The sequence below is a fragment of the Streptomyces composti genome, assembly GCF_012034205.1.
GTDB classification, from domain to species: Bacteria; Actinomycetota; Actinomycetes; order Streptomycetales; family Streptomycetaceae; genus Streptomyces; species Streptomyces composti.
On the sequence record NZ_JAATEM010000029.1, the window covers coordinates 21,748 to 46,802 of the forward strand.

The following is a 25,055-nucleotide window of genomic DNA, read 5'->3' on the forward strand; positions in this document are numbered from 1 at the left end:
CTCAGTCCGTGACGAACTGGTGCAGCCCGGGCACGTGCAGGGTGCCGCCGAACTGGCCGGCCTGCTGCACCTTCACATTGGTGAAGTAGATCAGCGGGATGTTCAGCGGCGGCGGGTGCTCCGGGTCGAACGTGACGGGTATCAGCCCGAGCAGGTTGCCGGAGATGCGCTCCGTGTACATCACGGTGTCGCCGTTGCGGATGGTGGACGTCGAGCCCTTGGCGGCCTGCACGTGGTACGTCTTGCCGGACTGCGGGTCCTTGACGGTCTGGTGCAGGTCGCCGATGTCGGTGCCGGCCGAGACGACGTACTTCAGCACCTTCTTGGTGGTGCCGTTGGCCGTCTTCACCTTGACGATGCCCTTGTAGTCGGCGCCCTTCAGCAGCAGCGAGCTGGCGTCCAGGAACCAGGGATCGTCGGGCAGCGGCACGGTGTTGTCGATGCCGCCCTCGGCATCGGTGGCGACCGGGCAGTCCTCGAGATCGACCGCCGCGGCGCTCTCCGACGGGCTCGGCGAGGCAGAGGCCTCCGGAGTGGCCTCCGCGGCCTCCTCGGCGGCCTTCTGGGCCTTCTCCGCCGCGCCCTCGGCCGCCTCGCCCGCCGTGCCGGCGGCGTCCTCGGCGGCCTCCTTCGCGGCACCCGCGGCCTTCTCGGCGGTCTCCTCGGCCTTGCCCCCGGCGTCCGCGGACTTCTTGGCGTCCCCGGCGGCCTTCCCGGTCTCCGAGGGGGACGGGGCGGGACTCTCGCTCTCCTCCGCCTCGGCGGCCCGGCCGGGCGTGAGAAGGTCCTTGATCCCCTCGCCGATCTTCTCCAGGAGGTTCTTGTCGGTCTCCGAGGGGGACGGCGCGGGCTGCTCGGAGGCGGTGGCGGACGGGGCGGGCCCGGCCTCGTCGTCGGAACCTGAATCCGGCGAAGAGGACGTGCCCTTGTCCGCCTGCTCCCGCGCCTGCGGGGCCTGCTGCGCATCCGGCTTCGCGGCCGGCTTCTCGGCAGCGGCGCTCGCCGAGGGGGTGGGCGTGGGCGACGCCGGGGCGTCGTCCTTCTTCTCGTCCTTGTCCTTGGCGTCCTCGTCCTTGGCGTCCTTCTCGGCGTCCTCCGCCGCCTCGATCGCCGTCACGCAGTCCTTGTACTCGTCCGCGGTCAGGCTGTTCGACGAGCCCGGCTCGTCCTTGGCCTGGGCGAGCGTGGGGGTGAACCCCATGCCCATCAGGACCGCGGTCGGCATCGCCGCGAGGGCTATCGCCTTGCCCGCCGGCATCTGGAACCTGGTGAACAGCGGCTTCTTGGGAGCCGCGTGACGCGGCCCGGTTCTCACACGGGACGCCTCCGCATCAGTCCCGTGGGTCACCTCGTCAGCCGGCACTGTGCCTCCCGTTCGCCCCGTTCGCCGGGCTCGTTCCTGACAGATCGTTCGGCTCGCCCACCGTGGTGTCGTCGGCGGACTTCAGCAGCGTGGTGTCGCGGTCCGCGCTCTCCGGGGCGTCGCCCTGGTCGCCCGCGGCGGCCGCGGGCTGCTCCTCGGGCGGGGTGCCCGGCGCCCACGACACGGCCATCGCCCCGCCCACCAGGGCGAAGAGGAAGCCGATGAGGAAGCCGCCGAGGTTGGAGACGGGAATGGACACCAGCGCCAGCAGGATCGCGGCGACACCCGCGAAGACCCGTACGTGCTTCTGGAACCAGAGGCTGACGCCGAGGACGACGAGCAGCACGCCGATGATCAGGGACCCGGCGCCCGCCGTGGTCGCCATGGCCAGCGTCAGATGTCCGATCTGGAGGTTCGCGTACGGGAAGTAGGCGATGGGGAGTCCGCCGAGCATGACGAACAGGCCGGCCCAGAACGGCCGCGCGCCCCGCCAGGCGCGGAACTGCAGCCTCCGGCGAGTGAACTGGCCGGATGCGGCAGGAGTCTCGGCGCTCATGGAAAACAGCTCCCTGGTACGGCGTTGCTGTGGTGGTGATGTGCTCCGCGCGTGAAGACGCGGGCGGAAGGTGGACGGGCGGGGGCGCCGCGGCTCCCCCGCCCGTCACAGAGTGCTCAGTAGCACTCCTTGACACCCTTCGAGAGCGACATCTTCAGGCCGCTCAGCTTGAAGGTTCCGGCGGTGGTGGCCCACGCCGTCTGCTTCACGTCGGTCAGCGTGGCCGACTCGGCCTGCTGAGCGAACCCGTACGGGTTGGCCTGCTCCTTGCCGCCCTTCATGCCGGGACCCTTGTTGGCGTCCTTGGCCGCAACACCGATGTCGATGTTGTTGAAGGTGGCGTTGGCCTCGAGGTCCTCGACGTCGATGTAGAGGTTCTCGGCCTCGACCGGCTTGTCGGCACCGGCCTTCAGCATGAGGCTGACATTGCCGAAGAGCGGCACGTCCGGGGTGACCACGGACTGGCACATGTTCCGGATCTTCGCGGACTTGAACGCCGAGACGGCGACGGGGTGAGCCGTCTTCTCGCCCTTGAGCGTGTAACCCGAGTCGATCGCCCCGTACTGGGAGAAGCCCGTACCGTCGAGCCGGTCCGCCGTCACCTTGAACGACTGGCCGGAGACGCTGAACGAGGCGGCGAGAGCACCCTGCGCGAGGGCGACACCTATCGCTGCCGTGGCGGCAACGCTGGGCACCATGACCACAGCGAACCGCTTCCATCTGGTCCCGCCACGCACCTGGGACTCCATATTTCCTCCTTCTCGGACGTACATCTCCTGCTCCGACCCGCCGCCTTGGACGACGGCTCAGCCGGGCAGGGATGGGAGAAGTGCTACGTCCTCGGGAAGGAGAGCGCCTGCACCCGGCGGCGCACTGAGCGCCCGAGTCACCGGCGTTCACCCCCGAGCGACAACCACTGGTCGCGCCTGACACGCATCACGCACAACCCTGCCGGACAGGCTTCGCCGAGCCGGCGAAGACCCCCCTGTCCAAGAGCCGGCACCACTGCCGCCGGCTCTGCTCGGTGGGGACCCAGGAACTCCCGTGACCCGACCGGCTGTCGGGTACGGGAATGGACCGAGCGTCGCCGATCGTGGTGCATTCTCGCCGCCCGCACAAGGGGGTTCGTTACTGGCTAGTAACGGGCCGATAACCGCGACACGACGCAGGGGTCTCGGTCGGCAACGGAGGGTGTCCCGGAGGTGGTGTACAAAACCATTGATCACCGGACAGAATCCGACAGATCAACGGGGACGGTTTACTCGCAGTAACAGCGGCCGCGATTACCAAGATTTGGTAAAGCGCGGCCGCAGCGACCTCTTCTCGACCAACCTTTCACTCGGGCACCAGGGTTCCGGTACCCGGCGGGGCGGGCGTGAACCAGCCGCGCGCCCCGCTCAGACGGTGGCGTGCCCCGGCTCAGAACAGGGCACGGGCCAGCGCCCTGCGCGCGGCGACCACGCGCGGATCCTCGGCGCCGACGACGTCGAACATCTCCACCAGCCGCACCCGGGCGGCCTCCCGGTCGTCACCCTTCGTGCGCGAGACGGTGTCGATGAGGCGGCCGAAGGCGTCCTCCACGTGTCCGCCCGCCAGATCCAGGTCGGCGGCGGCGATCTGCGCGGCGGCGTCGTCCGGCTTCTCGGCGGCCTCCCTGCGCACCTGCTGCGGGTCCATGTCCCGCACCCGCTGGAGCAGCTCCGCCTGGGCGAGGCCCAGTTTGGCCTCCGTGTTGCCCGGCTCCTCGGCCAGCACGTTCTTGTACGCCTGGATGGCACCGGGCAGGTCGCCCGCGTCCAGCGCCTGCACGGCGGCGTCGAGGAGGGCGTCGTGCGGTCCCGCGGGCCTGGCCTCGGCGGCCTTGGCGCCGCCGCCCGGCTCCGCCTCGGGGTCGACGACGAGCCCGGTGAGGCCGAAGCGCTGCTCGGCTACCTGCACCAGCTGGTCCAGGGTCTGACGGATCTGCGCCTCGCCGGCCGCGCCCTGGAAGAGCGGCAGCGCCTGGCCGGCCACCACCGCGAAGACCGCCGGGATCCCCTGGATCCCGAACTGCTGCATCAGCATCTGGTTGGCGTCGACGTCGATCTTGGCGAGGAGGAAGCGCCCGTTGTACTCGACCGCGAGCCGCTCCAGCACGGGGCTGAGCTGCTTGCAGGGCTCGCACCACTCGGCCCAGAAGTCGATGACGACCGGGACCTCGGTGGAGCGCTGCAGGACGTCGCGCTCGAAACCGGCCTCGTCGACGTCGATGACGAGATCGGCCGGGGAGACGGCACCGGGGCCGCCGCCCTTGCGCGCCGCCTCGGCGCGCGCCTGCTCCGCCTTCGCCTTGGCCTCCTGGGCCGCCTTCACCGCGGCGAGGTCGACGACTCCGCTCATGGACATGTTCCGTGGCTGCATGCGTCTATCCTCCCCCGTACTGCGCGCCTGCGTGAAAACCGCGGTGAAAGCCTGGCCGGCGGGGGCTGCGCGGCCCCCGCGACGCCTGCGGTGTATCGGCGCCGGGGTCCCCACCCCGCGCCTGGTGCTGCTGTGGTTGTCGCTCCGGCACGTCGGTCACTCGTGCTTTCGCTACGACTCGTAGCGTAATGCCAAGCGGAGCCGGAGGGACCCCTTCAGCCGGTGATCTCCCTCACGACTGCACGGAAACCGGCCGGTTATGGTCGTTCCATGCAGACGCGCACCCCGGCAGGCCGCACCGGCCGCCCCCGCAGCGCCAGCGCGGATGCCGCGATCCTGGCGGCCACCCGTCAGGCGCTGGTGGAGCTGGGCTGGTCCAAGCTGACGCTGGGCGACGTGGCGACCCGCGCCGGGGTCGCCAAGACGACCCTCTACCGCCGCTGGTCGGGCAAGAACGAACTGGTCGTCGACGCGGTGGCGGAGCTCTTCGACGAACTGAGCCTGCCCGACCGCGGCTCGCTGGCCGCCGACATGGAGGGCGTGGTGCTCCAGTTCGCGGCGATCCTGGCCCGCCCCGAGGCGCGCAGCGGCCTGATGGCGGTGGTCGCCGAGGCCACCCGCGACGAGGCGCTTCGCGAACGCATCCGGGCATCCATCGTCGACCGCCAGAAACGGCTGGTTCTCGCGGGCCGGGCGCGCGCCGAGGAGCGCGGCGAACTCCCGCCGTCCACGGACCCCGAGGAGTCGGCCCGCACGGTGGACCTGATCTTCGACATGGTGGCCGGCGCGGTGGTCCACCGCACCCTGGTCAGTGCGCAGCCGGCGGACGAGGAGTGGGTCAGGGCCTTCACCCGGGTGATGCTGCAGGGCCTGGCGGCGGCGTAGCGAAAGCGAATCACCGCGCAGCCGGATGCCCACCGGAGATCCGGGAGCCGCGTGCACCAACACGCCCGCAGTTCCGCGGCACGCGGGGCGCCCGGGACCCCCGGAAGGGCCCCGGGCGACCGGTGTTCCACTCTCCTGCGGCTGGAGCTCCTCAGCGGCTCCGGGCTGCGGCGGCCGGGCTGCTCAGAAACCGGCCGGCTCGGTGTACACGCCCCACTCGTCGCGCAGCGCGTCGCAGATCTCGCCGAGGGTGGCCTCCGCCCGCACGGCCTCGAGCATCGGCTCGATCATGTTGGCGTCGGACCGGGCGGCCTCGATCATCGCGTCCAGGGCGCGGCGCACCGCCGCGTCGTCGCGGGCGGCCTTGCGCTCCTTCAGCAGGCGCACCTGCTCGCGCTCCACCTCGTGGCTGACCCGGAGGATCTCCAGGTCGCCGGTGACGGAGCCGGTGTGCACATTGACGCCGACGACCTTCTTGTCGCCCTTCTCCAGAGCCTGCTGGTAGCGGAAGGCGGACTCGGCGATCTCGCCGGTGAACCACCCGTCCTCGATGCCGCGCAGGATGCCGGAGGTCATCGGTCCGATCGGGTGCTTGCCGTCGGGGTGGGCGCGCAGACCGCGCTCCTTGATCTGGTCGAAGATCTTCTCCGCGTCCGCTTCGATGCGGTCCGTGAGCTGCTCGACGTACCACGAACCGCCCAGCGGGTCGGCCACGTTGGCGACGCCGGTCTCCTCCATCAGCACCTGCTGGGTGCGCAGCGCGATCTCGGCGGCCTGCTCGCTCGGCAGGGCGAGGGTCTCGTCCAGGGCGTTGGTGTGCAGCGAGTTGGTGCCGCCGAGCACCGCGGCCAGCGCCTCGACGGCGGTGCGCACCACGTTGTTGTACGGCTGCTGGGCGGTCAGCGAGACACCGGCGGTCTGGGTGTGGAAGCGCAGCCACTGCGCCTTCTCGGTCCTGGCGCCGTAGACGTCCCGCATCCAGCGGGCCCAGATCCGGCGCGCGGCGCGGAACTTGGCGATCTCCTCGAAGAAGTCGACGTGCGCGTCGAAGAAGAACGACAGGCCCGGGCCGAACACGTCCACGTCCAGGCCGCGGCTGAGGCCCAGCTCCACGTAGCCGAAGCCGTCGGCGAGGGTGTACGCCAGCTCCTGCGCGGCCGTCGCACCGGCCTCACGGATGTGGTAGCCGGAGACGGACAGCGGCTTGTAGGCGGGGATGCGCGCGCTGGTGTACTCCATCAGGTCGCCGATGAGGCGCAGATGGGGCTCCGGCTGGAAGAGCCACTCCTTCTGGGCGATGTACTCCTTGAAGATGTCCGTCTGCAGCGTGCCGTTGAGCACGGAGGTGTCCACGCCCTGGCGCTCGGCGGCCACGAGGTACATGCAGAAGACGGGCACGGCGGGCCCGCTGATCGTCATGGACGTGGTGACGTCCCCGAGCGGGATGTCCTTGAACAGGACCTCCATGTCGGCGGCCGAGTCGATGGCCACGCCGCAGTGGCCGACCTCGCCGAGCGAGCGGGGGTCGTCGGAGTCGCGGCCCATGAGCGTCGGCATGTCGAAGGCGACGGACAGGCCGCCTCCGCCGTTGCCGAGGATCATCTTGTACCGCTCATTGGTCTGCTCGGCGTTCCCGAACCCGGCGAACTGCCGGATGGTCCAGGTCCGCCCCCGGTATCCCGTCGGATACAGCCCGCGGGTGAACGGGAACTCACCCGGCCACCCGATCCGCTCGAACCCCTCGTACCGGTCCCCGGGCCTCGGCCCGTACACCGGCTCAACGGGATCCCCGGAGAGCGTGGTGAAGTCGGCGTCCCGCTTGCGAGCAGCGTCGTACCGGGCCTGCCAACGACGGCGGCCCTCCTCGATGGCGTCAGCGTCCATGCTCCAAATTTACTTGGACGTCCTACTAAATGATAGTGGCGCAGCTCAGGACGGGTGACCGAGTGCCGTCGGCCACCGGATACCCTCGACGGCATGAAGAAGAGCGTCCTGACCCGCTACCGCGTGATGGCCTACGTCACCGCAGTCCTCCTGGTACTGCTGACGGTGGGCGTGATCGGCAAACGCCTGCTGCACCTGGACGGGTTCGACAGCTTCGTCACGGTGGTGGGCATCGCCCACGGCTGGCTGTACGTGCTCTACCTGATCTTCGCCTTCGACCTGGGCAACAAGATGAAGATGCCGGTGGGCCGCCAGCTCTGGGTGCTGATCGCCGGCACCATCCCCACGGCCGCCTTCTTCGTCGAGCGCAAGGTGACCCGCGAGGCCGAGCCGCTGATCGCCGGCAAGACCGACGCCGAGCCCGCGACGGCCTGACACCCCGGCGCGAGCCCGGTTCTCATCCGGTGAGGCCGGGCCTCACGTGGTGACTCACTCCTCCTTGAAATCCCCCGCAGCCATGCGCAGGGGGCGGAGGATGGCGAAGAGTTCGGCGCACTCCTCGGCGTCGTAGACGCCGAGGCCGAAGTCCATGGCCATCAGGTCGCGGGTGGCGGACTCGACGACCTCGCGGCCCTTGTCGGTGATGGAGGCGAGGGTGCCGCGGCCGTCGTTGGGGTTGGGGCGCTTGGCGACCAGGCCGGAGCGGACCAGGCGGTCGACCGTGTTGGTGACCGAGGTGGGGTGGACCATCAGGCGCTCGCCGATCTTGGACATCGGCAGCTCGCCCGACTTGGAGAAGGTCAGCAGCACCAGGGCCTCGTAGCGCGCGAAGGTGAGCCCGTACGGCTTGACCACCGCGTCGACCTCGGCCAGCAGGATCTGGTGCGCGCGCATGATCGACGTGATCGCCGCCATGGACGGCACATTGCCCCAGCGCTGCTTCCAGAGCTCGTCGGCGCGGGCGATGGGATCGAACGAGAGACTGAGCGGCTTCGGCACGGCACCGACCTTACCGGCCGGTCATATGCTGGTCAGCCCTGTCTCGGAGTTCGGTACCGGAAGCGTGCGGTGAGGCGTCCGGTCATCCCTCGGCGAGGTGGCGCTCGACCGTCTCGACCTTGGAGGTCAGGCCGTCCGTGACGCCGGGACGGATGTCCGCCTTGAGGACCAGGGAGACGCGGGGCGCGCGGGCCTCCACGGCGGCCACGGCGCGCCGGACGACGTCCATGACCTCGTCCCACTCGCCCTCGATCGAGGTGAACATCGCGTCGGTGCGGTGGGGCAGCCCGGACTCGCGGACCACGCGCACGGCGTCGGCGACGTACTCCCCCACGTCCTCACCGACGCCGAGCGGCGTCACCGAGAAGGCGACGATCACGCGTTCACCACACCTTCCTTGCGGGCGCGGGAGGCGATCACCGCGTCCTCGGCCTCGCGGCGCAGCCTGCGGTCGGCGAGGAATCCGCCGGCGGGCAGCACCGCCATCACGAAGTAGTAGGCGGCGGTCTTCAGCGGCCACTTGGTGCGGTTCCAGGCGTCCGCCCAGAACAGCACGTACAGCGTGAAGAGCAGGCCGTGGACCGCGCCCATCACCGGGACCGCGTTGAACTCCGTGGTCCGCTTCAGCACCGAGCAGACGAGCAGCAGCAGGAAGGACACGGCTTCCGGCGCGGAGACGAGGCGCAGCCGGCGGAGCGCGGTGGCGGTTTTGATGTCCACGGATCACCTTCGGGGGGAGAGGCGGGAACGACTGTTCTTGTGAATGTACGCACAAGCGCTCGGCCATTGTGGCAAACGGTGTTCCTGGGGGTTCGCTCAGGGTCCGTCTCCGCCTTCAGGCCCTGTTCGGCCCGGCAAACCGGCCGCTACCGTGCCATCTGTGGCGATGTTCCGACTGCAGAGCAGCAAGGTGCTCGCCGTCGACATGACCGGAGATGCCGTGAAGGCCAAGAACGGCTCGATGGTCGCGTACGACGGCGAGATGGCGTTCAAGAAGCTCACCGGGGGCGGTGAGGGCATCCGGGGCATGGTGACCCGCCGGCTGACCGGCGAGCAGATGACCCTGATGGAGGTGAAGGGACACGGCACCTGCTTCTTCGCCGACCGGGCGAGCGAGATCAACCTGATCACGCTGCAGGGCGACAAGCTGTACGTGGAGTCCAGCAACCTGCTGGCCACCGACGGCGGCCTGCGCACCGGCACCACCTTCACCGGCCTGCGCGGCGCCTCCCAGGGCAACGGCCTGTTCACCACGACGGTCGAGGGGCACGGACAGGTGGCGGTGATGTCGGACGGTCCTGCGGTGGTGCTCCGGGTCAGCCCGCAGTACCCGCTCTCCGTCGACCCCGGCGCCTACGTCGCGCACCGGGGGAACCTGCGCCAGTCCTTCCAGTCGGGCGTGACCTTCCGCACCCTGATCGGCGAGGGCGGCGGCGAGGCCTTCCAGATCCGCTTCGAGGGCGACGGACTGGTGTACGTCCAGCCCAGTGAGCGCAACACCATCGCGGGGGACGTCTGACATGGGCTTCCGGGAGATCAACTCCAAGATGATCGAGGCCACCGTGGCGCCCGGTCAGAAGCTGTTCAGCCAGCGCGGGGCGATGCTCGCCTACAAGGGGGAGGTCAGCTTCACCCCCAATGTCATGGGCGGCCAGGGCGGCGTGATGTCGATGATCGGCCGGCGCGTGGCGAACGAGGACACGCCTCTGATGACGGTGGAGGGCAACGGCACGGTCCTGTTCGGGCACGGCGGCCACCACATCGAGGTGATCAACCTCTCCGGCGACACCCTCTACGTGGAGGCGGACCGCCTGCTGGCCTTCGAGGGCACCCTGCGGCAGAGCACGGTCTTCCTGGGCTCCCAGGGCGGGGTGATGGGCATGGTGCGGGGCCAGGTCTCCGGGCAGGGCCTGTTCACCACCAGCCTCACCGGGCACGGCGCGGTCGCGGTGATGGCGCACGGCGGCGTGATCGAGCTTCCGATCACCCCGGGCCGCCCGGTCCATGTGGACCCGCAGGCCTATGTCGCCCACCACGGCGACGTCCGCAACAAGCTGTCCACGGCACTCGGCTGGCGGGACATGGTGGGCCGCGGCTCGGGCGAGGCGTTCCAATTGGAGCTGAGCGGCAGCGGAGCGGTGTACGTCCAGGCCTCGGAGGAGAAGCTGTGAGCACCTACGGAACGGCCCCGGGCGCGGGCCCCGCCGTGTACGACCCGGTGACCCTGCCGTCCGACGACAACGTCGACCCGTACACCTTCTGCGTGGAGCTCAAGGGGAACCAGTGGTTCCTGCAGAAGGGCAAGATGATCGCCTACTACGGCTCGGTCGAGTTCAACGGCATCGGGCACGGGCGACTCGACCGACTTGTCCGAACCTCGTTCCATTCGCCACTGCACGCGAGCGACTGGGTGGTGGCCGAGGGCTCGGGCAAGATGCTCCTCGCCGACCGGGCCTTCGACGTGAATGCGTACGACCTGGATGAGGGCAACCTGACCATTCGCTCGGGCAACTTGCTCGCTTTTCAGCCAAGTCTGTCACTGAAGCAGTCCATCGTTCCCGGCTTTCTCACGCTCATCGGAACCGGGAAGTTCGTGGCTGCGTCAAACGGTCCGGTGGTGTTCATGGAGCCCCCGGTCCGGGTCGACCCCCAGGCCCTGGTCGGATGGGCCGACTGCCCCTCTCCGTGCCACCACTACGACCATGGGTACATGACCGGCGTAATGGGCGGTCTACGTGCGCTGACGGGCCTCGGCGGGACCTCCGGCGAGGAGCATCAGTTCGAGTTCGTGGGGGCGGGCACGGTGCTGATGCAGTCGTCGGAGGAGCTGATGCCGGAGCTGGACACGGGGGCCACTCCGCAGCAGGCGGGAGTGCCGGGCGCCGGGATGTCCGGCGGTCACGGGCAGGGCCCGGGCACACCGCGCCTTCCCGGACAGCTGGGGGACCTCCAGCGTCGCTTCGGGCTGTGAGCGGTAGTCTGCGGAGTGTGACATCGAACGCGTGCACGCCGTCTACGTCACACGCCACCCCTCACTAGTTCGCTTTTCAACTTCTTAGGTAGACTTCATTCATGGAGACCGAGACGGCCACCCGCTGGCTGACCGATGCGGAGCAGTGCGCCTGGCGCACCCACCTGGAGGTCAACAAGCTGTTGACCTACCAGCTCGAGAAAGACCTGCAGCCGTTCGGCCTGACAATGAACGACTACGAGATCCTGGTGAACCTCTCCGAGACGGACGACCACCGGATGCGGATGAGCGACCTCGCGTCCGCCACCCTGCAGTCCAAGAGCCGCCTCTCCCACCAGATCACCCGGATGGAGAACGCCGGCCTGGTCCGGCGGGAGAACTGCGAGTCCGACCGCCGCGGCCTCTACGCCGTGCTCACCGACTACGGCATGGAGACCATGCAGAAGGTCGCACCGCACCACGTGGCATCCGTACGCCGGCACTTCATCGACCTGCTGTCGCCGGACGCCCTGATGGAACTCGACAAGGCGCTCAAGCCGATCGCGGAGCATCTGCGCGGCCAGCGCGGACGGCCCTGACAGGGGGCACACCACATCCGGTCCGGGCCCGTGTCCGGATCGGTGCCCGATCCGGATGCACGGAACGACGGACCGGCCCTCCGAGGCGGCCCGACCGGCCGGCCGGTCAGTTGCCACGCCGGTCGCCGCCCCGGCTGCCACGTCGGTGGCCGCGCCGACTGCCACGTCGGCTACCACGTCGGTGGCCGCGCCGGCTGCCGCGTCAGTCGTCGCGCCGCTCGCCGCCCAGCAACGGCAGGCGGAGCTCGAACAGGGCTCCGCCCGCCGGGGCGTCGCCGACCGTGAGCGTCCCGCCGTGCCGCACGGCGACGTCCCGGGCGATGGCCAGGCCCAGACCCGCGCCGCCCGCGTCGCGGCTGCGGGCCGCGTCCAGCCGCACGAACCGCTCGAAGATCCGCTCCCGGTCGGCCTCCGGGACGCCCTCGCCGTCGTCGGCGACCCCCAGCACCGCCCGGCCGCCCTCGCGGCGGACCACGACCGTGACCGTCTCCCGGGCGTGCCGCTGGGCGTTGTCGAGGAGATTGGCCAGCAATCGCCCCAATTGCCCCCGCGATCCGGCCACTTCGACCGGCTCCGCGTCCACGACCACCCCGGTGCGCCCGGCGCACTCCTCCCGGGCCAGCGCCGCCAGGTCCACGGGCGTCTCGGCGGGCCTCTCCCCCGCGTCGAGACGGGCGAGCAGCAGCAGGTCCGCGGCGAGCTGCTGGAGCCGCACGGTGTCGTGCACGGCGCCGTCGATGTCCAGCAGGTCGGGGTGGGCGGCTGCCACCTCCAGCTGGGTGCGCAGGGAGGCGATGGGGCTGCGCAGCTCGTGCGAGGCGTCCGCGACGAACCGCCGCTGGCGTTCCACCGACGCCTCGAGCGCGGCCAGTGTCTCGTTGGTGGTGCGGGCCAGCCGGGCGATCTCGTCGTGCGTAACCGGCTCCGGCACCCGCCGGGCGAGGTCCTCGGAAGCGGTGATCGCGGCCATCTCCCGGCGGATGCCCTCCACCGGGCGCAGCGCCCGACCGGTGACCAGCCAGGTCACCCCGGCGACCACGGCCAGCAGCACGGGGAAGCCGATCAGCATGCCGGTCAGCGCGGTGCTCACCGCGCTGCGCTCGGCGGACAGCGCCGCACCGGCGTGCACGGTGAGGCGGCCCCGGTCCTTCGTCTCCACCTCGACCGTGGCGAAGCGGTAGTCCTCCGTGTCGCCGTCGAGGGTGGCGGACCCGCTGGTGAAGCCGGTCTCCGGGGCGATCTCGCCCGGCTCCAGGCGCTCGCCGCCGTCGTCGTCACCGTCACCGTCGCCGTCGCCGTCGCCGTCGCCGTCGCCACTGTCGTCGGAGTCGTCGCCGTCCCCCCGGCCCTCCCGGCCGTCGGTGCGCTCCGTCGCGGACGGCGCCGGGGCCACCTCGTCGACTCCCGTACCGCTGATCCGCTCCAGGTCCTCGGTCGCCGCGACCAGCCGCCCTTCCTCGTCCACGACCTGCACCGGGCCGTCATCGCCGTCCAGCCCCGACAGGTCCTCGTACGCCGTCCCCGCGGCCAGCTCGGAGGCGACGGCGCGGGCGGAGCGCTCCGCCCGCGTGCCCGCCTCCTCGGTCAGACTGGAGCGCAGGGAGAGCAGGACGGCGGCGCCGGCGGCCAGCAGCGCCACGGCGACCACCAGGGTCGCGGCGACGGTCGCCCGGGCACGCACCGAGCCGAACAGCCGCCTCATCGGGCCGTCTCCGGCTCTTCCGGAACCTCCAGGCGGTAGCCCGCGCCGCGCACGGTGCGGATCAGCGCGGAACGCAGCTTGCGGCGCAGGGCGCTGATGTACACCTCGACGATGTTCGGGTCGCCCTCGTAGGCGAAGTCCCAGACGTGCTCCAGGATCTCCGCCTTGGACACCACCTCGCCCGCGCGCAGCACCAGGAACTCCAGAACGGCGAACTCCTTCGCGGTGAGCGCGACTTCACCCGCCCCCAGGAACACCCGCCGGGCGGCCGTGTCCACCTTCAGATCGCCGTGCACATGGACCGGGGAGGCCCCGGCGGTCCGGGCGTGGCGGCGCAGCAGCGCCTTGACCCGGGCGACCAGGACGACGTACGAGAACGGCTTGGTCAGGTAGTCGTCCGCGCCGGTGTCCAGGCCCTCGGCCTCGTCGTACTCGCCGTCCTTCGCGGTGAGCATCAGAATCGGCACGTCGTGCCCGGCGGCGCGCAGGGCGGCGCAGACGCGGTAGCCGTTCAGGCCGGGCAGCATGATGTCGAGGATCACCAGGTCGTACGTGCCCTCGGTGGCCTGGTGCAGGCCCTCCCGGCCGTCGTGGACGACGTCCACGAGGTAGCCCTCGGCGGCGAGGCCCTTGGCGAGCGAGACGGCGAGACGCTTCTCGTCCTCGACGATCAGCAGCCGGTACGGGCGGCGCGGGGCGCCTCCGGCGGGGCGGTGGCGGGACACGGGCGGGCGCATGCCACCAGGGTGGCAAAGAGAACCTGAAGTTCTTTTCAGGTGGCTTCAGCTTCCTCTCAGGGTCGTTCGGCGACATTGGCGGTGTCGGACATCGCAGTGACTCGGGAGGAGTCGGCATGAAGCGCAACATTGTGATCGCCGTGGTGACGGCTGCGGCACTGGCGGGCGGCGGCACGGTCACCGCACTCGCGCTGTCGGGGGACGACGACGCGCAGGCGACGAAGACGCGGAACGCTGCGCAGGCCCAGCGGACAACGGAGGACGACGACGCGGCCCGAGGCGACCGCGACGACCGCGACGACGACCGGGACGACCGCGACGACGACCGGGACGACCGTGACGACTCCCGGGGGCCCGGGGACGACCAGGGGCCCGGGGACGACCGGGACGACTCCCGGACCCCCGCTCCCGGAGAGGTGACCGCGGCCGAGGCCATCGCCGCCGCGCTCGGGCACACCCCGGGCACGGCCGTCTCCGCGGAGCTGGAGGACCACGGGGACGACGGCGGCACGGCCGTGTGGGAGGTCGACGTCCTGGACAAGGACGACACCTGGTACAGCGTGCGCATCGATCCGGACACCGGGAAGGTGCTGGGGTCGTACCAGGACGACGAGGACGACACGGCCGAGGTTCGTGCCGCTCTGAAGGGCGCGTCGGTCACGGCCGAGGAGGCGGCGAAGGCCGCGGCGGCCAAGGGCACCGTCACATCGGTGGATCTGGACGACGACAACGACAGGGCCTGGGAGGTCGAGACGAACGGCTCCACCGAGTGGAAGGTCGCCCTCACCGGCACCACGGTCACTCCGGACCGCGACGACTCCACCGACGACGACTGATCCGAGCTGACCCGGGCTGATCTCGCCCCCGCCGCCCCTTCCCATCCCCGACCCCCGGGGGCTCCGCCCCGGACCCCCGCATCGGCCCTCGACGCGCCTCGTCCTCAAACGCCGGACGGGCTGATTCTGCGCACCCTCCCTCCTCACAGCCGGGGAAGTCACAGCAACGGGCACACAGGCCCGAACACCCCGAACGGGCACGGCCACCCCACCGACTCCCACGGCGACCGGGCAGCGTCCCGAATGGTTCGGGGGAGCTTCAGTCGAGCACGACAGGCCGCCCGAGTCAGGCGGCCGGCGGCAAAGAAACCGGGGCCCGGGGCCGGAGCTCTCAAGAGGCGCACTCGCACCCGACCCATCCGGACACCGGGCGGGCAAAGCCCGGGTGCCGGGGGTTCGGGGGCGGAGCCCCCGACACAGACACCCCCAGCCGACCGAGCCGACCAGCAAGCACAAACCCGAACACCCCAGGCCGGCACTCTCAACCGACCGCACCGGACGGCGGGCAGGCAAGACACGAGGCCCGGAGACCGAGCCCTCGAGACAGGCACTCCAGCCGACCCAGCCACCCACCCACCAAGCAGGCGAGCCGGACACCCCAAGCCGGCACTACCAGCCAACGCCCAACGGGCGGCGGGCAGACAAGGCCAGGGTTCGGGGGCGGAGCCCCCGGGGCGGGTGGTTGCAGCCGACCGAGTCGGGTGGGGGGGTGGACAAAGGGCGGCGGAATCCGCGAAGCGGGGCGCGTCAGTTTTCGGTCAGGCTCTGGATGAGCTCGTCCGCCGCGCGGTACGGGTCCAGCTCGCCGGAGACGATGCGCTCGGCCAGTGCACCGAGCCGCCGGTCGCCGTGCAGGTCTCCGATGCGCTCCCGCAGGGCGGTCACGGCGATCGTCTCGACCTCGCGCGCGGCCCGCGCTCTGCGCCGCTCCGCCAGAACGCCCCGCTCCTCCATCCACGCCCGGTGCTTGTCGAGCGCCTCGACGACCTCCTCGACGCCCTCCCCCTTCGACGCCACCGTCTTGACGATCGGCGGACGCCAGTCACCGGGCTTGCGGGCCTCGCCGAGGCCCAGCATGTGGTTCAGCTCCCGCGCCGTCGCATCCGCCCCGTCCCGGTCGGCCTTGTTGACGACGTAGACGTCACCGATCTCCAGGATCCCGGCCTTGGCCGCCTGGATCCCGTCGCCCATGCCCGGCGCCAGCAGCACCACCGACGTGTCGGCCTGGGAGGCGATCTCCACCTCCGACTGCCCGACGCCGACCGTCTCGACGAGGATCACGTCGCAGCCGGCCGCGTCCAGCACCCGGATCGCCTGGGGTGCCGCCCAGGCGAGGCCGCCCAGGTGGCCCCTGGTGGCCATGGAGCGGATGTAGACGCCGGGGTCGGAGGCGTGCTCCGACATCCGGACCCGGTCCCCGAGCAGCGCCCCGCCGGAGAACGGCGAGGAGGGGTCGACGGCCAGGACGCCGACCCGCTTCCCCTGTTTGCGATAGGCGGTGACCAGCGCCGAGGTGGACGTCGACTTGCCCACCCCGGGAGAGCCGGTCAGGCCGACCACGTACGCGTTGCCGGTCAGCGGCGCCAGCGCCGCCATGACCTCCCTGAGCTGGGGGGACGCCCCCTCCACCAGGGAGATCAGCCGGGCCACGGCCCGGGGCCTGCCCTCCCTGGCCTGGGCCACCAGAGTGGAGACGTCCTGCATCACAGCTCCGTTCACGAGAGTCAACCGGCAAACAACGAGGCAAGGCTCAGGCCTTCGGCACCCGCACGATCAGCGCGTCACCCTGACCGCCGCCACCGCACAGCGCCGCCGCACCGACACCGCCGCCGCGCCGCTTCAGCTCCAGCGCCAGGTGGAGCACCAGCCGGGCACCGGACATGCCGATGGGGTGGCCGAGGGCAATCGCACCACCGTTGACGTTCACCTTTTCGGTGGACACGCCGAGGTCCTTCATCGACTGCACGGCGACCGCGGCGAACGCCTCGTTGATCTCGATGAGGTCGAGGTCGGAGACCTCCAGGCCCTCCTTCTTCAGCGCGTGCCGGATCGCGTTGGACGGCTGCGACTGGAGCGAGTTGTCCGGTCCCGCCACGTTGCCGTGGGCGCCGATCTCGGCGATCCACTCCAGGCCCAGCTCCTGCGCCTTGGCCTTGCTCATCACGACCACGGCCGCCGCACCGTCCGAGATCTGTGAGCTGGAGCCCGCGGTGATGGTGCCGTCCTTAGCGAAGGCGGGGCGCAGCTTGCCGAGGGACTCGACGGTGGTGTCGCCGCGGATGCCCTCGTCCTTGCTGAAGAGCACCGGGTCGCCCTTGCGCTGCGGGATCTCCACCGGGGTGATCTCGGCCTCGAAGACGCCGTTCTTCTGGGCGGCGGCGGCCCGCTGGTGGGACAGCGCGGCGATCTCGTCCTGCTCGGCGCGGCCGATGCCGAGGCGGGTGTTGTGCTTCTCGGTGGACTCGCCCATGGCGATGCCCTCGAAGGAGTCGGTCAGACCGTCGTACGCCATGGCGTCGAGCATCTGGACCGCGCCGTACTTGAAGCCCTCGCGGGACTTGGGCAGCAGGTGCGGGGCGTTGGTCATGGACTCCTGGCCGCCGGCCACGATCACGTCGAACTCGCCCGCCCGGATCAGCTGGTCGGCGAGGGCGATGGCGTCGAGGCCGGAGAGGCAGACCTTGTTGACGGTGAGCGCCGGCACGTTCATCGGGATGCCGGCCTTGACGGCGGCCTGACGGGCCGGGATCTGCCCCGCCCCGGCCTGGAGCACCTGCCCCATGATCACGTACTGGACCTGGTCGCCGCCGATCCCCGCACGGTCGAGGGCGGCCTTGATCGCGAAGCCGCCGAGGTCGGCTCCGGAGAAGGACTTCAGCGAACCGAGCAGCCGCCCCATCGGGGTGCGGGCGCCGGCGACGATGACGGACGTCGTGCCGTTCGCTGCGGAAGTCGTTGCGGAAGATGCAGAAGACATGAGCTGCGATCCCCTTACCGGCCTGCACAGCCGAGGAGTGAACGAGGGTTTACTTCGAATGTACTGACGCTGTACGGACCGCGTCATCGGCCCTTCGGTGTGATCGCGCGCACGTTGCGTAACCAGGCCGGGGGCGCTCCACTGAATCCATGCTGACGCGAATCGACCACATCGGGATCGCCTGTTTCGACCTGGACAAGACCGTCGAGTTCTACCGGTCGACCTACGGCTTCGAGGTCTTCCACACCGAGGTCAACGAGGAGCAGGGCGTGCGCGAGGCCATGCTCAAGATCAACGAGACCTCGGACGGCGGCGCCTCCTACCTGCAGCTGCTCGAGCCGACCCGGGAGGACTCCACCGTCGCCAAGTGGCTCGCCAAGAACGGCGAGGGGGTGCACCACATCGCCTTCGGTACGGCGGATGTGGACGGGGACGCGGCCGCCATCAAGGACAAGGGCGTACGCGTTCTGTACGAAGAGCCCCGGCGCGGCTCCATGGGGTCACGCATCACCTTCCTGCACCCCAAGGACTGCCACGGCGTACTGACCGAACTGGTCACTTCGGCGCCCGTTGAACCGTCCGAGCACTGACCCACGTACATATGGGCCGGTAGGGTTGGGTGCGGTCGCCGCTCGATCCAGGGTGACCAGGTCCTGCCGTCACGGGTGGCAGGACCACCGGGGTCCGGTTTCGGGGGGCGAGCGCCGGGGCAGCAGCCCATGCTCAGCCGTTGATCTGACACCATTCCCCGGGGGCCCCGTTCGGCGGATGGACGGGAGCCCGGCCAGACTTGCGACCAGGGGACGGATGGGACCGCGCAGTGCGGGGCTACGAGAGCCAGGAGCGAGAGCCGGCGGCTGACGTCGACCACCTCTCTCGGTTCGAAGCCGAGATGAAGCGGCTGAAGACCGAGCGGGAGAAGGCGATCCAGCACGCCGAGGACCTCGGCTACCAGGTCGAGGTGCTGCGCGCCAAGCTGCACGAGGCGCGCCGCACCATCATGTCCCGGCCCGCCTACGACGGCGGCGACATCGGTTACCAGGCCGAGCAGTTGCTGCGGAACGCACAGCTGCAGGCCGATCAGCTGCGGGCGGAGGCCGAGCGGGAGCTGAGCCAGGCCCGCGCCCAGACGCAGCGCATCCTCCAGGAGCACGCGGAGCAGGCGGCGCGGCTCCAGGCCGAGCTGCACCAGGAGGCCGTGACCCGGCGCCAGCAGCTCGACCAGGAGCTGGCGGAGCGCCGGCAGACGGTGGAGAACCACGTCAACGAGAACGTGGCTTGGGCCGAGCAGCTGCGGGCCCGCACCGAGCAGCAGGCCCGCCGGCTGCTGGAGGAGTCCCGCGCGGAGGCCGAGCAGGCGATGGCCGCCGCGCGTGCGGAGGCCGAGCGGCTGACCGCCGAGGCCCGTCAGCGGCTGCAGAGCGAGGCCGAGGCGGCCCGCGCCGAGGCGGAGCAGATCCTGCGGCGGGCCCGGGCGGACGCCGAGCGGCTGCTGAACGCCGCCTCCACGCAGGCGCAGGAGGCCACCGACCACGCCGAGCAGCTGCGCACCTCCACGGTCACCGAGTCGGAGGCCGCGCGCCGCCAGGCGATGGAGATGAGCAAGGCCGCCGAGCAGCGGATGGCCGAGGCGGAGGCGGCGCTGCGCGAGGCGCGGGCCGAGGCGGAGAAGGTGCTCGCCGAGGCGAAGGAGACCGCCGCCAAGGCGATCGCCTCCGCGGAGGCCGCCAACGAGACCCGTACGCGCACCGCCAAGGAGCAGGTGGCGCGGCTGGTCGAGGAGGCCACGAAGGAGGCCGAGCAGACCAAGGCCGAGGCCGAGCAGGTCATCGCCGACGCCCGCGCGGAGGCCGAGAAGATCGTCGCCGAGGCCTCGGAGAAGGCCAGGACGCTCACCGCCGAGGAGACCGCGACCCAGCTGTCGCAGGCCGCACGGACCGCCGAGGACGTGCTCAACAAGGCGTCCGAGGAGGCCAAGCAGACCACCAGGGCGGCCGCCGAGGAGGCCGAGCGGATCCGCCGTGAGGCGGAGGCCGAGGCGGACCGGCTGCGCGCGGAGGCGCACGACATCGCCGAGCAGCTCAAGGGCGCGGCGAAGGACGACACCAAGGAGTACCGCGCCAAGACGGTCGAGCTGCAGGAGGAGGCGCGGCGGCTGCGCGGCGAGGCCGAGCAGCTGCGCGCCGACGCGGTGGCCGAGGGCGAGAAGATCCGCGCGGAGGCCCGCAAGGAGGCCGTGGCGCAGATCGAGGAGGCGGCGAAGTCCGCCGAGGAGCTGCTGGCCAAGGCGAAGGCGGACGCGGACGAGCTGCGTACCACCGCGCAGACCGACAGCGAGAAGGTCCGCACCGAGGCGATCGAGCGGGCCACCACGCTGCGCCGGCAGGCCGAGGAGACGCTGCAGCGCACCCGCAAGGAGGCCGAGCGGCACCGCGAGGAGGCGGCGGAGAAGGCCGAGGCGGTCCTGGCGGACGCCGAGCGGGCGGCGCGGGAGCTGCGCGAGGAGGCGGAGCGTGCCGCCGAGGCGCGGCGTGCGGAGGCCGCCGAGGAGCTGACGCGGCTGCAGCAGGAGGCCGAGGAGCGGCTGGCCGCGGCCGAGCAGGCGCTGAGCGAGGCCCGCGAGGAGGCGGCCCGGATCCGCCAGGAGGCCGCCGAGGAGACCGAGCGGCTGCGCACCGAGGCCGCGGAGCGGATCCGCACCCTGCAGCAGCAGGCGGAGGCGGAGGCCGAGCGGCTGCGCACCGAGGCGGCGGCGGACGCCTCCGCGTCCCGCGCGGAGGGCGAGGCCGTGGCGGTGCGGCTGCGCAGCGAGGCCGCGACGGAGGCGGAGCGGCTGAAGGCGGAGGCGCAGGAGAGCGCGGACCGGGTGCGCGCCGAGGCGCAGGCGGCCGCCGAGCGGCTGGGCACCGAGGCGTCGGAGACGCTGGCCGCCGCGCAGGAGGAGGCCGCCCGGCGCCGGCGCGAGGCGGAGGAGCTGCTGGGCGCGGCCCGGCAGGAGGCGGACCAGGAGCGCGAGCAGGCGCGGGAGCAGAGCGAGGAGCTGCTGGCCGCGGCGCGCAAGCGGGTCGACGAGGCGCAGGCCGAGGCCGTGCGGCTGGTGGAGGAGGCCGACCGGCGGGCCACCGAGATGGTGTCGGCGGCCGAGCAGCACGCGGCGCAGGTGCGCGAGTCGGTGGCCGGGCTGCACGAGCAGGCCCAGGAGGAGATCACCGGGCTGCGCAGCGCCGCCGAGCACGCGGCGGAGCGCACCCGGCGGGAGGCCGAGGAGGAGGCGGACCGGGTCCGCGCCGACGCCTACGCGGAGCGGGAGCGGGCGAGCGAGGACGCGAGCCGGCTGCGCGCCGAGGCCCGGGAGGAGACCGAGGCCGCCAAGACGATGGCCGAGCGCACGGTGTCGGAGGCGATCACCGAGGCCGACCGGATCCGCGCGGAGGCGAGCGAGTACGCCCAGCGGGTGCGCACGGAGGCGTCGGAGGCGGTCGCCGGGGCCGAGGAGAGCGCGGCGCGCACCCGTGCGGAGGCCCGCGAGGACGCCAACCGGATCCGTTCCGAGGCGGCGGAGCAGGCGGACGCGCTGGTCAGCGAGGCGCGCAAGGAGGCGGAGCGGCTCACCGCGGAGACGGTCACGGAGGCGGACCGGCTGCGGGCCGATTCGGTGGCCAAGGCCGAGAAGCTGATCTCGGACGCCACCAGCGACGCGGAGCGGCTGCGGTCCGAGGCGGCGGAGGCGGTCGGTTCGGCGCAGCAGCACGCGGAGCGGGTGCGCGAGGAGGCCGACCGGGTGAAGGCCGAGGCCGAGGCGGAGGCGGAGCGTCTGGTGGCGTCCGCCCGCGAGGAGGCCGAGCGCACCCTGGACGAGGCGCGCAAGGACGCCAACAAGCGGCGCAGCGAGGCGGCCGAGCAGGTCGACAAGCTCATCACGGAGACCACGGCCGAGGCGGACAAGCTGCTCGCGGAGGCGCAGCAGCAGGCGCTGAAGACCAAGGCGGACGCGGAGTCGCAGGCGGACACCATGGTGGGCGCGGCCCGCAGCGAGGCCGAGCGGATCGTCTCCGAGGCGAAGGTGGAAGGCAACTCGCTGGTCGAGAAGGCCCGTACGGACGCGGACGAGCTGCTGGTCGGCGCGCGCCGGGACGCCACGCAGATCCGGGAGCGCGCCGAGGAGCTGCGGGACCGCATCACCGGCGAGATCGAGGAGCTGCACGAGCGGGCCCGCCGGGAGGCGGCCGAGACGATGAAGTCGACCGGTGACCGCTGCGATGCGCTGATCAAGGCGGCCGAGGAGCAGCTGGCCAAGGCCGAGGCGAAGGCGAAGGAGATCGTCTCGGAGGCCAACTCGGAGGCCGGCAAGGTGCGTATCGCCGCCGTGAAGAAGGCCGAGGGCCTGCTGAAGGAGGCCGAGCAGAAGAAGGCGGCGCTCGTCAAGGAGGCCGAGGAGCTGAAGGCCGAGGCGGTCCGCGAGGCGCGGCGCACGGTCGAGGAGGGCAAGCGCGAGCTGGAGGTGCTGGTGCGGCGCCGTGAGGACATCAATGCCGAGATCTCGCGGGTGCAGGACGTCCTTGAGGCCCTGGAGTCCTTCGAGGCTCCGTCCGGTTCCAAGGAGAACGGCGTCAAGGCGGGAGCGTCGGTGGGGGCGCCCCGCTCGGGAGGCAAGTCCTCCGAGAGCTAGGGGCCGTTGGACGGCCGGTCCCCCGGCGGCCGGAACCGGTCGGGCGGCCCGTTCCCGGGCTGCGGCGACGGGGGCGCCCCGTCCCGGGACTGCGGGGGCCGGCGCGGCGGCCTGCTCCCGGGCGGCGGGGGCCCGTTGGGCGGCCCGTCCCCCGGCGGCCGGGGCCCGAGGGGCGCTCCGCCACCGGGCCGCAAGGACCTTCCGGCCGCCCCGTCCCGGGCGGCAGGCACCTTCCGCCGGGCCTGTCTCCGCCGCCCGCGGTGCCGCTCCGACGGCGCACGGTCCGCCTCCGTGTGCGGCCAGGGGGTCACGCGGGCGGCGGAGACAGGCCCGGCGAAACGGATGAAATCACCCCGGCTCGGGGGGCTTTGACCAAGGCTTTGGCAAGTGGTCCGGCGGTCAGCCACTCAAAAGGGGTGTCATTCTCCGTATCAAACGTGCATCCGCTCGATGACACACCGCTTCGGCCCCTAGGATTCCACCTATCACCTCACCGGTCTCATTCGACAGGAACCCCATGAGCGACACTTCCCCCTACGGCTTCGAGCTTGTGCGGCGTGGGTACGACCGCGCTCAGGTGGACGAACGTATCTCCAAGCTCGTCTCCGACCGTGACAGTGCACTCGCCCGCATCAGCGCCCTGGAGAAGCGGATCGAGGAGCTCCACCTCGAGACGCAGAACGCACAGGCACAGATCAACGACGCCGAGCCGTCGTACGCCGGCCTCGGCGCCCGCGTCGAGAAGATCCTGCGGCTCGCCGAGGAAGAGGCGAAGGACCTGCGCGAGGAGGCCAGGCGCGCGGCCGAGCAGCACCGCGAGCTCGCCGAGTCGGCGGCCCAGCAGGTGCGCAACGACGCCGAGGCCTACGCGGCGGAGCGCAAGGCCAAGGCCGAGGACGAGGGCGCCCGGATCATCGAGAAGGCCAAGAGCGAGGCCGCCCAGCTGCGCGCCGAGGCGCAGAAGGACGCGCAGTCCAAGCGCGAGGAGGCGGACGCCCTCTTCGAGGAGACCCGCGCCAAGGCCGCGCAGGCCGCCGCCGACTTCGAGACGAACCTCGCCAAGCGCCGCGAGCAGTCCGAGCGCGACCTGGCCTCCCGTCAGGCGAAGGCGGAGAAGCGCCTGGCGGAGATCGAGCACCGGGCCGAGCAGCTGCGTCTGGAGGCGGAGAAGCTGCGCACCGACGCCGAGCGCCGTGCCCGCCAGACGGTGGAGACCGCGCAGCGCCAGGCCGAGGACATCGTGGCGGACGCCAACGCCAAGGCCGACCGGATCCGTTCGGAGTCCGAGCGCGAGCTGGCCGCCCTGACCAACCGCCGCGACTCCATCAACGCCCAGCTGACGAACGTCCGCGAGATGCTCGCCACGCTGACCGGTGCCGCGGTGGCCGCGACCGGCACGCCCGCCGAGGAGGAGCCGGTCTCCCGCGGGGTCCCCGCCCAGCAGTCCCGGTAACGTCCTCGCGGACGCAGGCCATAAAAGTGTGAAGCCCTCTGCCACTGAGGTGGCAGAGGGCTTTGTCGCCCTCTAGCGTGGGCGTCATGATCGAGCTCGAGGGGCTGACCAAGCGGTACGGCGAGAAGATCGCGGTGAACAATCTGACGTTCACCGTCAGGCCGGGCATCGTCACGGGCTTTCTCGGCCCCAACGGGGCGGGCAAGTCCACCACGATGCGGATGATGCTGGGCCTGGACCGGCCCACCGCGGGCGATGTGCGGATCGACGGCAAGCACTACGACCAGCTGAAGGACCCGCTGAAGTACATCGGTGCACTGCTCGACGCCAAGGCGGTGCACGGCGGGCGCACCGCCTTCAACCACCTGCTCTGCCTCGCCCAGAGCAACGGCATCCCCAAGCAGCGGGTGCACGAGGTGCTGGACACGGTGGGCCTGACCGCGGTGGCGAAGAAGAAGGCCAAGGGGTTCTCCCTCGGCATGGGCCAGCGGCTCGGCATCGCCGCCGCGCTGCTCGGCGACCCGCAGATCCTGATGTTCGACGAGCCGGTCAACGGCCTCGACCCGGAGGGCATCCACTGGATCCGCACGCTGATGAAGTCCCTCGCCGCGCAGGGGCGTACGGTCTTCGTCTCCTCCCATCTGATGAGCGAGATGGCGCTGACCGCGGACCATCTCGTGGTCATCGGCCAGGGCAGACTGCTCGCCGACACCTCGATGGCCGATTTCATCGCCCGCAACTCGCGCTCCTACGTCCGGGTGCGCAGCCCGCAGCGGGAGAAGCTGCTCGACGTGCTGCACCAGGCCGGCCTGACCGCCCAGGACGCGGGGGACGGGGCGCTGGAGGTGGACGGCGGCAAGGCCGAGTACATCGGGGAGCTGGCGGCCCGGCACCAGCTGGTGCTGCACGAGCTGAGCCCCCAGCAGGCCTCCCTGGAGGAGGCGTTCATGCAGTTGACCGCGGAGTCGGTGGAGTACCACGCGCACTCCGGCACGCCCGCCGCCCCGCAGCAGTGGGGCGAGGGCTGGAAGAAGGGCTGAGCTGA

Annotated in this window: 23 protein-coding genes; 11 read left to right on the forward strand and 12 right to left on the reverse strand. The window is 71.4% G+C overall.

All coding sequences use genetic code 11. The annotated features are described in order from the left end of the window. Position 1 precedes the first annotated feature (1 nt). The 4 genes from HCJ93_RS22605 to HCJ93_RS22620 form a co-directional block, all read right to left on the reverse strand. Positions 2–1,363 carry a hypothetical protein gene (locus HCJ93_RS22605; RefSeq protein ID WP_167997617.1) on the reverse strand — a complete coding sequence of 454 codons (1,362 nt, stop codon included), beginning with the start codon at positions 1,361–1,363 and terminating at the stop codon, positions 2–4. Then, positions 1,353–1,919 (reverse strand): DUF6114 domain-containing protein, encoded by a 567-nt coding sequence (locus HCJ93_RS22610; RefSeq protein WP_167997618.1) that lies wholly within the window; start codon positions 1,917–1,919, stop codon positions 1,353–1,355. Before HCJ93_RS22610 ends, HCJ93_RS22605 begins: the two co-directional genes overlap by 11 nt. Before the next feature lie 116 nt (positions 1,920–2,035). Then, positions 2,036–2,668, reverse strand: a complete 633-nt coding sequence (locus tag HCJ93_RS22615; protein ID WP_167997619.1) for a DUF6230 family protein — start codon at positions 2,666–2,668, stop codon at positions 2,036–2,038. Positions 2,669–3,338: 670 nt separating this feature from the next. Next, the gene (locus HCJ93_RS22620; protein ID WP_167997620.1) at positions 3,339–4,319 is read right to left on the reverse strand and encodes a tetratricopeptide repeat protein; all 981 of its coding nucleotides are present in this window, start codon (positions 4,317–4,319) and stop codon (positions 3,339–3,341) included. Positions 4,320–4,589: 270 nt separating this feature from the next. On the opposite strand from HCJ93_RS22620, the gene HCJ93_RS22625 reads away from it, so the two are divergent. Then, positions 4,590–5,204, forward strand: a complete 615-nt coding sequence (locus tag HCJ93_RS22625; protein ID WP_167997621.1) for a TetR/AcrR family transcriptional regulator — start codon at positions 4,590–4,592, stop codon at positions 5,202–5,204. A gap of 183 nt (positions 5,205–5,387) precedes the next feature. Here HCJ93_RS22625 and icmA read toward each other — a convergent pair whose 3' ends face one another. Next, positions 5,388–7,088, reverse strand: a complete 1,701-nt coding sequence (gene icmA, locus HCJ93_RS22630) for a coenzyme B12-dependent isobutyryl-CoA mutase large subunit (protein WP_167997622.1) — start codon at positions 7,086–7,088, stop codon at positions 5,388–5,390. 93 nt (positions 7,089–7,181) lie between these two features. Between icmA and HCJ93_RS22635 the strand changes: the two genes are divergently transcribed. Further along, positions 7,182–7,523 (forward strand): DUF3817 domain-containing protein, encoded by a 342-nt coding sequence (locus HCJ93_RS22635; protein WP_167997623.1) that lies wholly within the window; start codon positions 7,182–7,184, stop codon positions 7,521–7,523. Between the two features lie 54 nt (positions 7,524–7,577). Here the strand turns inward: HCJ93_RS22635 and HCJ93_RS22640 are convergent, their stop codons facing one another. From HCJ93_RS22640 to HCJ93_RS22650, 3 genes are all read right to left on the reverse strand, one after another. Continuing rightward, positions 7,578–8,087, reverse strand: coding sequence for a MarR family winged helix-turn-helix transcriptional regulator (locus HCJ93_RS22640; protein WP_167997624.1), 510 nt, complete (start codon positions 8,085–8,087; stop codon positions 7,578–7,580). 82 nt (positions 8,088–8,169) lie between these two features. Continuing rightward, positions 8,170–8,466 (reverse strand): MTH1187 family thiamine-binding protein, encoded by a 297-nt coding sequence (locus HCJ93_RS22645; RefSeq protein ID WP_167997625.1) that lies wholly within the window; start codon positions 8,464–8,466, stop codon positions 8,170–8,172. Next, complete coding sequence (locus HCJ93_RS22650; RefSeq protein ID WP_167997626.1) at positions 8,463–8,807, reverse strand: DUF3817 domain-containing protein; 345 nt, start codon at positions 8,805–8,807, stop codon at positions 8,463–8,465. Before HCJ93_RS22650 ends, HCJ93_RS22645 begins: the two co-directional genes overlap by 4 nt. A gap of 166 nt (positions 8,808–8,973) precedes the next feature. On the opposite strand from HCJ93_RS22650, the gene HCJ93_RS22655 reads away from it, so the two are divergent. The 4 genes from HCJ93_RS22655 (at position 8,974) to HCJ93_RS22670 (ending at position 11,636) form a co-directional block, all read left to right on the forward strand. Continuing rightward, on the forward strand, positions 8,974–9,606 hold the full coding sequence (locus HCJ93_RS22655; protein WP_167997684.1) for an AIM24 family protein: 633 nt from the start codon (positions 8,974–8,976) through the stop codon (positions 9,604–9,606). 1 nt (position 9,607) lies between these two features. Further along, positions 9,608–10,258 (forward strand): AIM24 family protein, encoded by a 651-nt coding sequence (locus HCJ93_RS22660; RefSeq protein ID WP_167997627.1) that lies wholly within the window; start codon positions 9,608–9,610, stop codon positions 10,256–10,258. Further along, positions 10,255–11,058, forward strand: coding sequence for an AIM24 family protein (locus HCJ93_RS22665; protein ID WP_167997628.1), 804 nt, complete (start codon positions 10,255–10,257; stop codon positions 11,056–11,058). The genes HCJ93_RS22660 and HCJ93_RS22665 overlap by 4 nt, the downstream gene beginning before the upstream one ends. A 101-nt stretch (positions 11,059–11,159) precedes the next feature. After that, positions 11,160–11,636 (forward strand): MarR family winged helix-turn-helix transcriptional regulator, encoded by a 477-nt coding sequence (locus HCJ93_RS22670; protein ID WP_167997629.1) that lies wholly within the window; start codon positions 11,160–11,162, stop codon positions 11,634–11,636. A gap of 202 nt (positions 11,637–11,838) precedes the next feature. On the opposite strand, the gene HCJ93_RS22675 is transcribed toward HCJ93_RS22670, so the two are convergent. Both HCJ93_RS22675 and HCJ93_RS22680 read right to left on the reverse strand, forming a co-directional pair. Next, entirely contained in the window at positions 11,839–13,338 is a 1,500-nt protein-coding gene (locus HCJ93_RS22675) for a sensor histidine kinase (RefSeq protein WP_167997630.1), read from the reverse strand. Then, positions 13,335–14,075 (reverse strand): response regulator transcription factor, encoded by a 741-nt coding sequence (locus HCJ93_RS22680; RefSeq protein ID WP_167997631.1) that lies wholly within the window; start codon positions 14,073–14,075, stop codon positions 13,335–13,337. Before HCJ93_RS22680 ends, HCJ93_RS22675 begins: the two co-directional genes overlap by 4 nt. Before the next feature lie 116 nt (positions 14,076–14,191). Between HCJ93_RS22680 and HCJ93_RS22685 the strand changes: the two genes are divergently transcribed. Beyond that, on the forward strand, positions 14,192–14,911 hold the full coding sequence (locus tag HCJ93_RS22685) for a PepSY domain-containing protein (protein ID WP_167997632.1): 720 nt from the start codon (positions 14,192–14,194) through the stop codon (positions 14,909–14,911). Positions 14,912–15,658: 747 nt separating this feature from the next. On the opposite strand, the gene meaB is transcribed toward HCJ93_RS22685, so the two are convergent. Further along, on the reverse strand, positions 15,659–16,615 hold the full coding sequence (gene meaB, locus HCJ93_RS22690) for a methylmalonyl Co-A mutase-associated GTPase MeaB (RefSeq protein ID WP_167997633.1): 957 nt from the start codon (positions 16,613–16,615) through the stop codon (positions 15,659–15,661). Between the two features lie 46 nt (positions 16,616–16,661). Further along, the gene (locus tag HCJ93_RS22695; RefSeq protein WP_167997634.1) at positions 16,662–17,888 is read right to left on the reverse strand and encodes an acetyl-CoA C-acetyltransferase; all 1,227 of its coding nucleotides are present in this window, start codon (positions 17,886–17,888) and stop codon (positions 16,662–16,664) included. A gap of 149 nt (positions 17,889–18,037) precedes the next feature. On the opposite strand from HCJ93_RS22695, the gene mce reads away from it, so the two are divergent. The 4 genes from mce (at position 18,038) to HCJ93_RS22715 (ending at position 25,050) form a co-directional block, all read left to right on the forward strand. After that, the gene (gene mce, locus HCJ93_RS22700; protein WP_167997635.1) at positions 18,038–18,478 is read left to right on the forward strand and encodes a methylmalonyl-CoA epimerase; all 441 of its coding nucleotides are present in this window, start codon (positions 18,038–18,040) and stop codon (positions 18,476–18,478) included. A 230-nt stretch (positions 18,479–18,708) separates the two neighbouring features. Next, positions 18,709–22,557, forward strand: a complete 3,849-nt coding sequence (scy, locus tag HCJ93_RS22705) for a polarized growth protein Scy (protein ID WP_167997636.1) — start codon at positions 18,709–18,711, stop codon at positions 22,555–22,557. Positions 22,558–23,074: 517 nt separating this feature from the next. Further along, a complete protein-coding gene (locus tag HCJ93_RS22710; RefSeq protein WP_167997637.1) occupies positions 23,075–24,010 on the forward strand; it encodes a coiled-coil domain-containing protein in 936 nt (311 codons plus the stop codon). A gap of 86 nt (positions 24,011–24,096) precedes the next feature. Beyond that, positions 24,097–25,050, forward strand: coding sequence for an ABC transporter ATP-binding protein (locus HCJ93_RS22715; RefSeq protein ID WP_167997638.1), 954 nt, complete (start codon positions 24,097–24,099; stop codon positions 25,048–25,050). The last annotated feature ends 5 nt before the right edge of the window (positions 25,051–25,055 follow it).